This is a genomic window from Neoroseomonas alkaliterrae, assembly GCF_014199195.1.
In the GTDB taxonomy this organism is placed as follows: Bacteria; Pseudomonadota; Alphaproteobacteria; order Acetobacterales; family Acetobacteraceae; genus Neoroseomonas; species Neoroseomonas alkaliterrae.
Genome location: NZ_JACIJE010000015.1, coordinates 1 through 13,927 on the forward strand (window position 1 = coordinate 1; position 13,927 = coordinate 13,927).

Consider the following 13,927-nt stretch of genomic DNA (forward strand, 5'->3'; position numbering starts at 1 on the left):
AGCGGCGTGGGCGGGCTTCTACGAACACAACTCACACACGTCAAGCCCCCCCAACACCAGACCAAACAAGAAACCAGGAGACGAAACGAGGGATGTGGTCTCAACGTGGGGCGGCCCGCTCAGCGCCCGCCCCACGAAGCAACAGGCCGTGTACCGCCCACGCCTACTTGTCGCGCCGCGCCTGCGCCTGCTTCACGAAGGCCGACACGCGGCCGATTTCGCGCGGATCGGTCCTGACCATGCGCTTGCGGCTCGGCTTGGCCTGCATGCCGAGCGAGGCGGTCGCCCCCGGATCGGGCCGGTTCGATTGGGCCGCACGCTTACGCGCAAGCGCCTCGCGGAGCGCCGCGGCATGCCAAGCGCGGCGCGCCTCCCCCTGGAGGATGTCGAGGCGATGGTTCACCCGCTTCAGCGCCGCAGCGAAAGCCTGCTTTCGGCGCGCCAGCGCGGCGTCATTGCCGGCCGACGCGCGCGGTTCCGCCTTGCCACGCCGCGCTCGCCGGTTCGCATGGACCATGCCACGAAGCTTGTCGCGCTGTTCGCGCAGCATGCGCGCAAGGGCCAACACCTCCTCCGCATCGAGTTCGGACAGTGCGGGATAGTGGCTGCGAGCAACGAGGTCATAGTCGTTGCCGAGAAGCTGCCTCTCCGCAGCAATGCTCGTGGCCATGCGTTTCGCCTCCTGGGTTCGTTGCAACCGATGGCCGCTCGCCTACCACATCCCACGGCTCCGCGGCCATGCCATCGCCCGCTCACGGCGGCAGGACCACCGGCACGAGCAGGATCGTGACCAGCAGCACCACCACGGTGAAGGGCACGCCGATCTTCACGAAATCGCCGAAGGTATAGTCGCCCGGCCCGACCACGAGCGTGCTCACCGGCGAGGATACCGGCGTCATGAAGGCCGCCGAGGCCGCGAGCGCCACAGTCATGGCGAAGGGATAGGGCGAGACACCGGTCTCCTTCGCGATGGCGAGTGCAACCGGCGCCATGAGCACCGCCGTCGCGGTGTTGGAGATGAACAGCCCGAGCATTGCGGTGATCACGAAGATCACGCCGAGCAGCACCCGCGGGGATGCCGATCCCGCAAGCGCAACCACAGCATCCGCGGCGAGCTCCACGCCACCCGTGCGCTGCAGCGCAAGCGAGAAGGGCAGCATCCCGACGATCAGGACAAGGCTCTTCCACGAAATCGCGTTGTAGGCGCTTGGCAGGTCCACGCAGCGAAAGACCCCCATCAGCAGGCAGCCGATCAGCGCCGCATGGACGTTCGTCACCCACCCGCTGATCATCAGCCCGACCGTCAGCGCAAGGATGGCGACGGCCGCCGGCGCGCGGCCCGCCGCCGGCAGGACATCCGCCCGCTCCGCCGGCATGTTCAGCACGACAAGCCCGCGGCTGTCGGCCTCCTGCTTGGCGATATCGGACCAGAAGCCGGTAAGGAGCAGCGTGTCACCAGCGCGCAGCTTCTCCTCGAGCAGCCCTTCCGCCACGGGCTTGCTGCCATGCCGGAGCCCGATCACCGTCAAGCGGTGCTCAGCCCGGATGCGCGCATCAAGCACCGTATTGCCAACCAAGGGCGAGTCCGGAGGCACGATCGCCTCGACCATGCCGATCTGCTGCCTGCGATCGAAGAAGTAGTCGCTGCCTTCGAGTGGCAGCACCTCGACGCGCAGTTCCTCGCGCAACTGCTGCGCACGCTCGGGTGCGGAGCGCGCATCGATCAGCACCAGATCGCCCGCGCGAAGCTCCGTCGTCCCGTCGGGCCGGATGATCTCGGTATCGAAGCGCGCCTGGCGTTCGATGGCGAGGATGTTGATGCCCTCCTTCCGGAGTTCGAGTTGCTCGAGGCGCCGCCCTACCAGCGGCGAACCAGGCAGGATCCGCACGCGGAAGGCCCGCCCGGTCAGGGCATAGGTTTCCACCCAATCCCGCAGGCTGGGCGGCCGATGGCTATCGGTGCCGGGAGGGCGGCGGTCCGGCAGCAGGCGCCGGGCGACCAGCATGCACCCGATGGCGAGCACGAGGATCGGCAAGCCGAAAGGGGTGAAGGCGAAGAAGGAGAACCCTTCATGGCCCTGGCGCACCAGCTCGGCGCTCACGACCAGGTTGGGAGCCGTGGCGACAAGCGTCATCATGCCGCTGATCAGCGCGGCGACGGAGAGCGGCATCATCAGGCTGGACGGGGCCGCCCCTGTGGTATGGCAGATCCGCAGCGCGATCGGGATGAAGATCGCCACGACCGCCGTGCCGCTCATGAAGGAGCCGAGCCCCGCACACGCCACCATCAGCAGCACGAGCAGCAAGGTCTCGTTCCCGCCGGCGCGCGCATTGAGCATGTCGCCGATCCGCTGCGCAGTGCCGGTGCGGACGAGACCCTCTCCGACAACGAACAAAAGCGCGAGCAGCACCGCGGCGGGATCGGCAAAGCCGGCGATCGCCTCGTTCATGGTCAGAACGCCCGTGAAGGGCAGCATCGCCATCATCAACAGACCGACCGCGTCCATGCGGGGCCTGTTGATGACGAACATCACGATGGCTGCGCCCAGCAGGCCCAGAACGAGGAGAAGGTCGGCGTTCATCCCTGATCTCCCTGCCTCAGCCACCCCGGGCGGCAATCAGCGGGCGAAGCGCGTCCGTCACGCCGGTCAGCATGATCTGGACGCCGATGCATAGCAGAAGGAAGGCGGTGAGCTTGGTCGCGATGATCGTGCCCTGCGGCCCGATCCGACGCGCGATCGTCTCGGCATTGGCATAGGCGATCCAGACGGAGGCGGCGACGGAGGCGGCCACCATGACGGCCGACAGCGCACTGACCAGCAACACGCCCTGGGCCGCGCTGCTGCGCTCGGCGCCGAGGGCGATGGCCTTAGCGATCGAGCCCGGTCCCGTCGTCAGCGGTATGGTCAGCGGGAAGAACGCCATGCGCTCGATCGGCGCTGTATCCATCGCCTTCGGTGCGGCGGACGTGCCGCGCTCGGCACGGAGCATGGTCCAGCCCGCGGCCGCGACCGCGAGGCCTCCGCCGATGCGCAGCGCCTCCAGCGAAATGCCGAAGAACGACGGCACGCGCGAGCCCAGGAACATCGCCACCACCATGACGATGAATGCATTGATCCCGATCTGGCGAGCAAGGCGCGAGCGTTCCCGTGCCGTGAGCCAGCGCGTCATGTCATGGAAGACGAAGGCGATGCCGAACGGGTTGATGATGCTCAGCATCGTCGAGAAGCCGAACAGCCAGCTCGAGAGGAGGACGGCGACGAGGAAGCCGTCCATCACGCGCTCGGTCCGCTCAGCGCAGCTCGATGGTGACGCCAGCCTCGTTGAAGCGCAGCTGCCCGCCGGCGCGCTCCGTGCGCAGCCGCGGTCCGACGCCGGCGGAATTGCGTAGCCAGCGCGTCTCCGGGCCCGCCGCCCCGTCCCCACGGTAGCGCGGGTTGACCTGCTCGACGTAGCGGCCGGGGAAATCCTCGAGCCGACGCAGACCGAACACTTCGCCCCGCGCCGAGAGGGTAGCGACACCAACGCTGCCGAACTCGATGCCCCGGACGGTGAAGCGATGCTCCTCGCCGCGGAAGCGCAGCCGCCCTCCGCCGACCGAGGCCCCGGCCGCCAGCACGCCGACCCGCACCTGCTCGATCTCGATCGAGGCGTCCGGGTTCGGATCCCGCCTCGAGTGCGGCTGCGCGCGCGCCGGGGCGGCGAGCAGCAGGGCCGGCAGGGCAGGAAGCAGACGGCGGGACAACACGCAGGAACTCCGCTGCTAGGCGCGGGAGCGGGCCATGATCATGCACCATGGCAAGTGCCGCGTCGCCCCCTACCGTCGCGTTGGCACCCATCCGTCAGAGGCCCCAGGGCAGGCACATCAAGTGCCACCCAGCCAGGAACAGGGTCCAGATCACGCACATGATCACGACATAGGGAAGCATCAGCGCGATGACCGTGCCGATTCCTGCGTCCTTCTGGTACTTGATCGCGAAGGTCACGATCATCGCGAAATAGGCGTTCAACGGCGTGATCGAGTTGATCGGGCTGTCGCCCACGCGGTAGGCCGCGCGCACCGCCTCCGGCTCGACGCCGAGCTGCATCAGGAGGGGGACGAAGATGGGCGCGAAGATCGCCCACTTCGCCACCGCCCCGGTGATGATCAGGTCGAGGATGAAGGTCACCACGACGAAGCCGACCAGAAGCCACAGCGCATCGAAGTTCAGCTCCTGCAGCACGCGCGCGAGCGACACGGCAGCGAGCGTCGCCATGTCGGAGAAGTTGAAGAAGGCGATGAACTGGCTGATCACCAGCAGGACCAGGATCAGCCCGGCCAGCGAACCGATCGCCTTCTGCATGGCGTTGATCACGTCATTGGTCTGCTTCGTGGTCCGGGCACCGCGCCCGTAGGCCGCGCCGCAGACCAGGAAGATCAGCGCGATGGTGACGATCAGGCTGGTCATGAAGGGCGAGTTGCCGATGGTGGCCCCCGTCTCCGGGTGCCGCAGCGGTGCACCGGGCGGCAGCGTCAGCGCCAGCAGGAAGGCGGTGACGGCCAGGAAGCCGTAGCCCGCATAGCGCAGCCCGCGATACTCGTCCTCGGAGAGCCCCGTCTCGCCCGGAACCTGGTAGTTGCCGGTATAGGGGCCGAGGCGCGGTTCGATGATGCGCTCGGTCACGAGCGCGATAAGCACGGTCAGCATCACCACCGAGCCGATGGAGAACCAGACATTCGGCGCGAGGTCGATCGAGGCGTTCGCGTTCACCAGCCGGATGGCGTCGTTGGTGATCTCGGTGAGGATGCCATCGGTCGGCACGATCAACACATTGACCAGGAAGGCCGAGGCGACCGAGGCGAAGCCCACCGCAAGGCCGGCCAGCGGGTGCCGCCCGACCGATATGAAGGCCGCAGCGGCCAATGGGATCAGCACCAGGTATCCCGCATCCGCAGCGATGGACGAGACGATGCCGACGACGGTCAGGATGTAGGTCAGCGCCCATCACGGCGCGATGATCACGAGCTTGCGGATCAGCGCCTTGACGAGCCCCGATTCCTCCGCGACGCCGACGCCGACCATCGCGACGATGATGACCCCCACCGCGTTGAAGTTCATCAGGTTCTGCACGACGCCGGTGAACATGAACCGGATGCCTTCGACAGTGAGAAGGCTGCGCGCCTCGGTCCGCATGGTGCGGATCTCGCTCGTGGCCGGGTCATAGGCCTGGTAGGTCACATGCGCGCCGATGAGTTGGAGCACCGCCGAGAGCAGGATCACGAAGCCGATCAGGTAGACGAAGATCATCACCGGGTGCGGCACGCGGTTGCCCACGCGCTCCACCGCATCGAGGATATTCTGCATCGCCGTCTTCGGGGCTGCGGCTTCGCTCATGGCGCGGTTCTCACTTCGACAGGGCGTGCAGGATGCGCGCCCAGGACCGGATCCCCTTGTGGAAGGACTTCAGGTCGTACTTCTCGTTCGGGCTGTGGATGCGGTCGTCCTCCAGGCCGAAGCCCGCGAGGATCACGTCCATTCCGAGCGATGTCTTGAGCATGTGCGTCACGGGGATGGAGCCGCCGCCGCCGATGAATAAGGCCTCCCTCCCCCATTCCGCGGTGAGCGCATCGCGCGCCTTTCCGAAGGCGGGCGCGTCGATCGGGAAGCGTATCGCCCGGCCGCCACCATGCTCGAGGAACTCCACCTTGCAGTCGGAGGGCACACGAGCGCGCACGAAGGCGCGGAAGGCCTCGCGGATCTTGTGCGGATCCTGGTCGAAGACCAGCCGGAAGGATACCTTTGCCGACGCCTTGGACGGGATCACGGTCTTGAACCCGTCGCCCTGGTATCCGCCACCCATGCCGTTGACCTCGGCGGTGGGGCGCGACCAGGTCATCTCGAGCACGGAGCGCCCCTTCTCGCCCGCCGGCACCGAGAGGCCGACCGCGCCAAGGAAAGCCCTGGGGTCGAAGGGCAGCGCGTCCCACTGGGCCTTGAGCGCCGGGTCGAGTTCCGGCACGCCGTCGTAGAAGCCGGGCAGCGTCACGCGGCCATCGGCATCGCGCAGATCGGCCAGTATGCGCGCGACGATGTGGTTCGGGTTCGCCGCGGCCGAGCCGTAGAAGCCCGAATGCAGATCGCGGTCGGCGGCGGTGACGATGAACTCCTCGCCCACCAGCCCGCGCAGCATCGTCTGGATGGCGGGCGTGGCCGGATCCCACATGTTGGTGTCGCAGATGAGGCCGACATCTGCCTTGAGCTCCGCGGCATTGGCCTCGAGAAAACCGGGAAGGCTCCGGCCACCCGATTCCTCCTCGCCTTCCAGAAGCACGGTCACGGGGATGGGCAGGGCGCCCGCGACTTCCTTCCAGGCCCGGCAGGCCTCGACGAAGGTCATGAGCTGGCCCTTGTCGTCGGCCGAGCCGCGCGCGCGGATCACTTTGGTGCCATCGGGGCGTGTGTCGAGCTTCGGCTCGAAGGCATCGTGCTCCCAGAGTTCCAGCGGGTCCACGGGCTGCACGTCGTAATGGCCGTAGAACAGCGCCGAGGGGCCGGCCACGCTGCGATCATGCGCGACGATGATCGGGTGCCCGGGCGTCGCCCGCGCCTCCGCCTCGAAGCCGATCGAGGCGAGATCCCTCGCGTGCCATTCCGCGCAGGCCTTGCACTCGGCCGCATAGGCGGGGTCGGTCGATATGGACTTGATGCGCAGAACGGCGAACAGGCGCTCCAGTGCCGCATCGGCATTGGCGTCGATGCAGGCCAGCACGGCGTCGAGCTTGTCCATGGAAATCCTCGTGCGGGATCGTCAAGTCTTGGCGGGATGAGGAACAGGCCGTCGTCAGTTCACGGCGTCCGCACACAACACCTGGGGCGTTCGGCCCATGATGCGTTCTCCTCCCCAGGGCGGCGCAGCCGCCCACGCTCCGGCCGATTCGGACGGATGCCGGAACACTAGACGGCTTCTGCCGCCGGCCGCATCCGCCGCGCGTTCCCGCGCTTGGCGTCGCGTCCCGTCCGCGCTCAGCGGGGAGGCGGCACGGGCTCGATCGAGCCGATGGGACGCAGCGTCGAGATCCAGCGCTCGCCCGAACGTCCATGCTCCCGCCCATAGGCGAAGAGCGCCCGCATGTACGCGGTGTCGAAGGGCTCGGCCCGAGCCGCGCGGAACTCCGGGCCGATATAGGCAAGCCGGAATCCGACACCATCGCGCTGGGAGACAAGATGGATCCGCACGATGTCGTTGATCGCGCTGTAGTGCAGCAGCGTCGAGGCTGCGCGGCCGGTGATCGAGAGGATGGCGCGGTCGGTCGTCGCCCATTCCACGTCCAGCCTGCCGTTGCGCACGAGCCAGGCTGTCCGTTCGCGCCGCGGGAACGACGCGCTGCCGTCCTGCAGCACGGGATAGAGGAACATCTGCAGCGACGCGCCGCCATCCACGTGCAGCTCCTGGTAGTTCCGCCCCTCGTGCTGGATGTCGAACAGAACCGGCGGAAAGGCGCCGGGGATGGCTGCTGAGGCAAGGAGGATGCGGCGGAACAGCCCCAGCGCATCGGGGTGGCCGCTCGCCGCGATGGCGCCGATGTTCCAGAACACCGGCCGGCCGAGATCGAGGTTGACCGTGCCGATCATCAGCAGCCGGCCCTTAGCGTATTCGGCAGCAATGGCCGAGAGCATCGCCTCGTTCACATGCCGCTCGATGATGCGGTAGAGCGGCGCGGTGTCGGCGAGCGCCTCGCCGAACAGCACGGCCCGGAGGCGGCCACGCATCAGCACCAGGTCGCGCGGCGCGACCTCCGTGAACACCTCGGCGAGTTGCGGATCATAGGCGGGGCCCAGAAAGGCGAAGGGCGCGATCAGCGCGCCCGCCGAGATGCCGGTCACGAGATCGAAGGTCGGCCGTCGCCCCGATTCCGTCCAGCCGACGAGCAGCCCCGCGCCGTAGGCGCCGTTGTCGCCGCCGCCCGACAGCGCGAGCATGTGCGAGGCTGGCAACCGCGCGCGACGGCCGCCCGGCAGCGCCGCAACCTGTCGGCCTTCGGCAAGCCGCGCCTCGCGAAGGAAGGCTTCGGGGTGCGAATCGAACCAGAAGCGGGCATTCTCTATGCCGAGCGGCTGGATCGTCTCCGCCGCGCGACCGGGCGGCGCGTCCAGCCGCGCGATGGCGCCGCAGCCGGCAAGCCCCAGAACGCCGATGATCGCGAGGGCCAGACGGCGTCCCGCAGGCGCGAGGCGGAGGGATTCGGTTCGGGTCACGTCGGCCTCATGGCTGGGAACGCGGGTCCGCCGCGGCGCAGGATCGCTCCGGCCTTCTTGCCAGCAAGCGCCGGCTCGCGCCATCAGAACCGCGCAATCGCCGCGAACAGGAAGCGGTTCGCGATGCCGTGCCCGACGCCACCAGGACCGGCCGCCAGCGCACCGCCCTCGAGGTCCCGCCGCGTGAACACGTATTCGAGGCCAGGATCGAGCCAGCCGCTGCCGAACACCCCGTTCCTGACCTCGGCGAAGGGGCTCCAGATCAGGTTGACGAAGACCTGCTGCATCTCCCGGTTCAGCGAGGTCGCCGAAGCGGTGCCCGGCGTGAAGCCCGAGACGTAGTCGGGGAAGTCGTTGCGGGCATAGGCGTAGGAGAAGCTGCTGCGCAGCGTGTCCGTCCAAAGGCGGCGGTAGGCGAGCGTCGCGCCATAGGAGGAGACGGCGTCGAGGCCCGCCGAGATCACGCCGGGCAGGCCGAGATTGGTCACCGCATCGAGCCCGAAGGTCTGGCCCGCGAAGTAGCGCCCGATGCCATCCCCGTAGAAGGCCATGACGGCCAGCTCGTCGGACCCGAGTCCCTGCCAGATGAGGCGCATGGGCAGGCGCAGATGCGCCGCGAGACCCCAGCCGACGGTTCGCTCCGAAACGCTGACGGGCGCGGCGGCGGCGGTGCCGTCCGTGCGCATCTCGAGTTGTCGCAGAAGCCCGCGCAGGCCGACCTCCATCCCATCCTGCCGCCAGGTGAGTCGCGCCAGCAGGTCGGGCGCCGAACGGAAGGCCGGGCTCGCGCCGCCCTGGAGGGTCGCCCCGGGCGTGAAGGCGCCGGCTGCCGAGGTGTAGGCGGTCTCGGGCGCCTCGATGGAGACCTGCCCGGTCAGCCCCCGCGCGAGCCGTCCGGTCAGCCGGACCTGCGCCTGCCGCACGAAGGACTGGTTGAGGTTGGTGGCATCGATCAGCGCCTCGAAGACACCCTCGTTCCAGAGGCTGTTGGCCTGGCCTATCAGTACGCGGAACGGCTCGTCGCCCAGTTCCGCCCAGGCTTGCCGCAGCCGGAACACGGCATTGGACGAGGTCGGCGCGCCCCCGCCGAAATCCCCTTCCAGCCGGGTTTCCAGCGTGCCCCAGGAGGTCGGGGTGCGGGTGTCGAAGCCGAAGCGGCTGAAGCGCGCGGTCATGAAGAAATCGCCGCCCTGCCGGTCGGCCAGGCTGCCGGTCAGGGGTATGCCCTGCGGCGCCGGCGCGTCGGTCTGGTTGCGCGGTCCGAAGTCATAGCTGCCCGTCAGCTTCACGAAGCCATAGAGCCGCACCCGCGTGTCCGTTCCCGGCACGCGGAAGGCGATGCCCGGCGGGTCGGAGCGCAGCGCGTCCTCCACTGCCGTCTGCGCGCCCATCGCGGCCGGAGGCTGCAGTCCGGCGACGCTCCCGGCCGGCTGCGGCGTGCCGGTGGCCGCGGCCACAGCCGCCGCGCGCGCCTCCGCCGCGGCAGCGCGGGCCTCGGCAGCGGCCGCCTGTGCCTCGGCCTGAGCCTGGGCCGGCGGCGGGCGGCGGGACGGCGCAGGCACGACAGCCGCCGCCGGGCGCCGGGCCGTCTGCGCCGGCGGCGCGACACGCGACTCCAGCTCCTCGAGCCGCCGGCGCATCTCGTCGAGTTGGCGGCGCAGTTCGGCGATTGTCGCCGCATCGCCGGCCGCGGACTGCGCATGGGCAGGCGCCGTCAGGACGGCGGAGCCGATCGCGGCCAGCATCGCAAGGGCGCTCGTTCCGCCGAGCATCACGCCGCGCAGGCGAGAGGCCGCCGAGATCTCGTTGCGCATCCCGCTCCATCCCCCGAACGGCTACCTTGGCCGGAACGGTAAGGGGAGGCCTCCGAAGCGCCGCAATATGCTGCGCATGCGCGTGCTGTGCGCCGCGTCCCGCCGCTGCGCGCGACGTCTGCGGGTACCGGGTCTTCATGGTTTCTTCGCGCCGCGATGCGGTCTAGGGTGCATCCATTGTGCACCGCACACCACGAGGGCTTCGGCGTCACGATGTGAGACGCCCGGCCTCGGCCATCCGGTTCCCCGGGGGCCGGATCCTGACGCATGACCACGGGAGCCCACTGCATGGCCCGCAGACCTGCCGCAGCGCCGCGCCGCGACCGCCTGCTGATCGATCTCGCCCTGCAAGGCGGGGGCAGCCACGGCGCGTTCACCTGGGGTGTCCTCGACCGGCTGCTCGAGGAGGATTGGCTGGAGATCGAGGGAATCTCCGGGACCTCGGCCGGAGCGATGAACGCCGCCGTGCTCGCCCACGGGCACCTGCAGGGCGGGGCGGAGGGCGCGCGCGCCGCGCTCGCGACCTTCTGGCGCAAGGTCTCCGAAGCGGCGGCGCTGAGCCCGCTTCGGCGCGGCCCGCTCGACGTGCTGATGGGCCGCTGGACGCTGGACAATTCACCGGCCTATCTCGCGATGGACCTCGCGACGCGGGTCTTCTCGCCCTACGATCTCGATTTCGGGATGCCCAACCCGCTTGCCGGCATTCTCGACGAGGTGGTGGATTTCGAGCGGCTTGCCGCTTCCCCCATCAAGCTGTTCATCACCGCCACCAACGTGCATACGGGGCGCCCGCGGGTGTTCCGCAACGCCGACCTCTCGCCCGCGGCGCTGCTCGCCTCGGCCTGCCTGCCGCTGATGTTCCAGGCGGTCGAGATAGACGGGCAGGCCTATTGGGACGGCGGCTATTCCGGCAACCCGACCATGACGCCGCTGATCAACGAATGCGTGTCCAACGACACCATCATCGTCGGCATCAACCCGGTGGAGCGGCCCGGCGTGCCGAAATCCGCCCGCGACATCCTCAACCGCCTGAACGAGGTCGCCTTCAACGCGGTGTTGCTGAAGGAGCTCGCGATGATCGCGCTGCTGCGCGACGTCGCCGACCCGGGCAACGAGAAGAACGCGCATTGGGCGCAGATGCGCGTGCACCTGATCCGCAGCGACCTGCTGCTCGGCCTCGGCGCCTCCTCGAAGCTAAACGCCGAATGGGAGTTCCTGACCATGCTGCGCGACGAGGGGCGCCGCGCGGCGGATGAGTTCCTCGCCAGGAACGGGCAGGCGCTGGGCCACCGCTCCACACTGCCGATCGAGCATCTTCTGGACCCGAGGTGACACCATGGGACTGGCCGGGATCCTCGCGGGCCTCGCGCTCCTCGTCTGGCTCGCCTATCGCGGCTGGTCGGTGCTGCTGCTCGCCCCGGCGGCGGCGCTCATCGCTGCGGCCTTCGCCGGCGAACCTCTGCTGGCGCACTGGACGCAGACCTTCATGGGCAGCGCCGGGCGCTTCGTCGCGCAGTTCTTCCCGATCTTCCTCCTCGGCGCGCTGTTCGGCAAGCTGATGGAGGACAGCGGCTCGGTCACCGCCATCGCCGAATACCTGACCGAGAAGCTCGGCGCGGAGCGCGCGGTCCTCGCGGTCGTGCTGGCGGGGGCCATCGTGACCTATGGCGGCGTCAGTCTCTTCGTCGCCTATTTCGTGCTGGCGCCGATGGCAACGGCGCTGTTCCGCCAGGCCGACATCCCGCGCCGGCTGATGCCGGCGGCGATCATCGTCGGCTCATCCACCTTCACCATGTCGGCCCTGCCGGGCACGCCGGCCATCCCGAACACGATCCCGATGCCCTTCTTCGGCACCACGCCCTTCGCCGCCCCGGGCCTCGGCATCATGGCCTCGGCCATCATGCTCGGCATCGGCCTGTGGTGGCTCGGCCGCGCGGAGGCGGTCGCGCGCGCGCGCGGCGAGGGCTTCGGGGATGACCGCGGGCCGGCCGCCGATGCCGCCGCCGGCGATCCGGTGGTGCGCGAGCGCGCGGTGACCGCCAATGGCTTCGACCCGGCCGAGATCCAGCGCAGCACCCCCGCGCCGGATCGCCCGAACATCGTCGCCGCGGCCGCGCCGCTCGTCGTGGTGGTCGTCGTCAACCTCCTGATGTCCTTCGTGATCCTGCCTCGGGTGGATGCCGGCTTCCTCGCCGAGCCGCGCTGGGGCGGCACGACCCTCTCGGCCGTCGCCGGCGTCTGGGCGGTGGCCACCGCGCTTGCCGCAGCCATCGTCACGCTGCTGGCCTTCAGCGCGTGGCGCCTCCCCTCCCTGCGCGCGACCATGGATGCCGGCGCGAACGCCGCCGTGCTGCCGATCTTCAGCGTGGCGAGCCTCGTAGGCTTCGGCTCGGTCGTCGCGGCCATGCCGGCCTTCGACGCGGTGCGCGACTGGGTGCTCGGCATCGGCGGCGGGCCGCTCGTCTCCCTCGCCGTCGCGACCAACGTGCTGGCTGCCCTCACCGGCTCCGCCTCGGGCGGCCTTACCATCGCGCTTGAAGCACTCGGGCCGACCTTCATGGCGATCGCGGCCGAGAAGTCGCTCGACCCTGGCCTGCTGCATCGCATCGCGGTGATCGGTGCCGGCACGCTCGACATCCTGCCGCACAACGGCGCGATCATCACGCTGCTCGCGGTCTGCGGCTGCACGCACCGGGAGAGCTACGGCGATATCGTCGTGGTCGGCATCGGCGGTTCGATGGTCGCGCTGATCGCCGTCATCCTTGTCGGCGGGCTGGTCGGATCCTTCTGATGGAGTCCGGCCGGTCAGCCTTCGTCCGGTGCCCGCCCCGAGAGCAGCTTCGCCACCCAGCGGCTGCCCTCGAACTCCTCGCACAGCGTCAGCGCCGCGATCAGCACCGGCACGCCGATGAAGGCGCCCGGGATGCCCCAGAGGAAGGCGCCGAGGAACACCGCCGCCAGCACCATGAAGGGCGAGACGGCCAGCTGCTTGCCCGTCAGCCGCGGCTCCAGATAGGAGCCGATGAGGAACTGGATCACCTGCAGCACCGCGAAGATGGTCACCACCGCCTGCCAGGATTCGAACTGCAACAGTCCGACCGCCGCGGGAAAGACCGTCGCGATCAGCGGGCCGATGAACGGGATGTAGTTCAGCACGAAGGCGATCACGCCCCATTCCACCGCGAGGTCGAGACCCATCCAGCGTGCAAAGGCATAGACGAGCACGCCCGTCAGCACCGAGGCGAAGCTGCGCACCAACATGTAGGCGCGCAGCTTGGCCGCGGCGCGAGCGAGGCCCGCCAGCACCCGCTGCGCCGCGGGCTTCTCCTTCATCCTCGCGAGCTGTGCGGCCGCCTGTTCCACCTCGAGCAGGCCGAGGATCACGAACACCGAGGTGACGACCGCGAAGCTGATGATCACCTGGATCTGCGCCAGAACGCCCTGGGCGATTCGCACCAGCCAACGCACGTCGAACTGCTCGGCAAGGGCGCTGGCCGCATCGAAGCCGCGCAGTTCGAACCACTCGATCTTCGACATGTAGAGCCGCTGCAGCCGCGCGGCATTGGCAACGACCCATTCGGCCACGCGCCCGAATGCCCAGGCGATGGACAACGCCAGCACCGCGACCACCACCAGTGTGACGAGCACCGTCACCACCAGCGCGAGGCCCTGCGGCAGCCTCTCCTGCACCGCGTGCTGCACCGGCCAAACCAGCGCGATGACGAACAGCGCGAAGACGACGGGGCCGAAGATCGCCTGGCCCGTCTGCAGCGCCGCCCCGACGAGCACGGCCGCGATCAGGCCGATCATGATGCGGGTTCCGTGGTCCTGGGTCATGCTGTCCCGATGCGTGCTGGGGTGGAGAGGCTGCGAGCC

The 13,927-nt window shown here is 69.2% G+C and carries 10 protein-coding genes and 1 pseudogene; 2 read left to right on the forward strand and 9 right to left on the reverse strand.

Annotated elements, in window-relative coordinates:
• Positions 1 to 163: 163 nt before the first annotated feature.
• The 8 genes and pseudogenes from FHS88_RS18750 to FHS88_RS18785 form a co-directional block, all read right to left on the reverse strand.
• Positions 164 to 670 (reverse strand): hypothetical protein, encoded by a 507-nt coding sequence (locus FHS88_RS18750; protein WP_184487031.1) that lies wholly within the window; start codon positions 668 to 670, stop codon positions 164 to 166.
• A gap of 82 nt (positions 671 to 752) precedes the next feature.
• Positions 753 to 2,582, reverse strand: coding sequence for an SLC13 family permease (locus FHS88_RS18755; RefSeq protein ID WP_184487032.1), 1,830 nt, complete (start codon positions 2,580 to 2,582; stop codon positions 753 to 755).
• A 16-nt stretch (positions 2,583 to 2,598) separates the two neighbouring features.
• Entirely contained in the window at positions 2,599 to 3,276 is a 678-nt protein-coding gene (locus FHS88_RS18760) for a MarC family protein (protein WP_184487033.1), read from the reverse strand.
• A 16-nt stretch (positions 3,277 to 3,292) separates the two neighbouring features.
• Entirely contained in the window at positions 3,293 to 3,748 is a 456-nt protein-coding gene (locus FHS88_RS18765; protein ID WP_184487034.1) for a hypothetical protein, read from the reverse strand.
• Positions 3,749 to 3,842: 94 nt separating this feature from the next.
• Positions 3,843 to 5,375 (reverse strand): annotated as a pseudogene (locus tag FHS88_RS18770) (AbgT family transporter).
• 10 nt (positions 5,376 to 5,385) lie between these two features.
• Positions 5,386 to 6,768, reverse strand: a complete 1,383-nt coding sequence (locus FHS88_RS18775; protein WP_211842623.1) for a M20/M25/M40 family metallo-hydrolase — start codon at positions 6,766 to 6,768, stop codon at positions 5,386 to 5,388.
• A gap of 236 nt (positions 6,769 to 7,004) precedes the next feature.
• On the reverse strand, positions 7,005 to 8,237 hold the full coding sequence (locus FHS88_RS18780; protein ID WP_184487035.1) for a patatin-like phospholipase family protein: 1,233 nt from the start codon (positions 8,235 to 8,237) through the stop codon (positions 7,005 to 7,007).
• An 83-nt stretch (positions 8,238 to 8,320) separates the two neighbouring features.
• Complete coding sequence (locus FHS88_RS18785; protein WP_184487036.1) at positions 8,321 to 10,051, reverse strand: DcaP family trimeric outer membrane transporter; 1,731 nt, start codon at positions 10,049 to 10,051, stop codon at positions 8,321 to 8,323.
• Positions 10,052 to 10,339: 288 nt separating this feature from the next.
• Here FHS88_RS18785 and FHS88_RS18790 point away from each other — a divergent pair, with 288 nt between their 5' ends.
• On the forward strand, positions 10,340 to 11,383 hold the full coding sequence (locus tag FHS88_RS18790) for a patatin-like phospholipase family protein (RefSeq protein ID WP_184487037.1): 1,044 nt from the start codon (positions 10,340 to 10,342) through the stop codon (positions 11,381 to 11,383).
• Positions 11,384 to 11,387: 4 nt separating this feature from the next.
• Positions 11,388 to 12,842, forward strand: coding sequence for a GntP family permease (locus tag FHS88_RS18795; RefSeq protein WP_184487038.1), 1,455 nt, complete (start codon positions 11,388 to 11,390; stop codon positions 12,840 to 12,842).
• A gap of 14 nt (positions 12,843 to 12,856) precedes the next feature.
• Here the strand turns inward: FHS88_RS18795 and FHS88_RS18800 are convergent, their stop codons facing one another.
• The gene (locus tag FHS88_RS18800) at positions 12,857 to 13,888 is read right to left on the reverse strand and encodes an AI-2E family transporter (protein WP_184487039.1); all 1,032 of its coding nucleotides are present in this window, start codon (positions 13,886 to 13,888) and stop codon (positions 12,857 to 12,859) included.
• Positions 13,889 to 13,927 lie beyond the last annotated feature (39 nt).

Excerpts from the sequence above, each read along its gene's own strand:
- FHS88_RS18790 (WP_184487037.1), top strand. The coding sequence starts at position 10,340 with ATGGCCCGCAGACCTGCCGCAGCGCCGCGCCGCGACCGCCTGCTGATC.
- FHS88_RS18785 (WP_184487036.1), bottom strand. The coding sequence starts at position 10,051 with ATGCGCAACGAGATCTCGGCGGCCTCTCGCCTGCGCGGCGTGATGCTC.
- FHS88_RS18760 (WP_184487033.1), bottom strand. The coding sequence starts at position 3,276 with ATGGACGGCTTCCTCGTCGCCGTCCTCCTCTCGAGCTGGCTGTTCGGC.
- FHS88_RS18775 (WP_211842623.1), bottom strand. The coding sequence starts at position 6,768 with ATGGACAAGCTCGACGCCGTGCTGGCCTGCATCGACGCCAATGCCGAT.
- FHS88_RS18750 (WP_184487031.1), bottom strand. The coding sequence starts at position 670 with ATGGCCACGAGCATTGCTGCGGAGAGGCAGCTTCTCGGCAACGACTAT.
- FHS88_RS18755 (WP_184487032.1), bottom strand. The coding sequence starts at position 2,582 with ATGAACGCCGACCTTCTCCTCGTTCTGGGCCTGCTGGGCGCAGCCATC.
- FHS88_RS18800 (WP_184487039.1), bottom strand. The coding sequence starts at position 13,888 with ATGACCCAGGACCACGGAACCCGCATCATGATCGGCCTGATCGCGGCC.
- FHS88_RS18795 (WP_184487038.1), top strand. The coding sequence starts at position 11,388 with ATGGGACTGGCCGGGATCCTCGCGGGCCTCGCGCTCCTCGTCTGGCTC.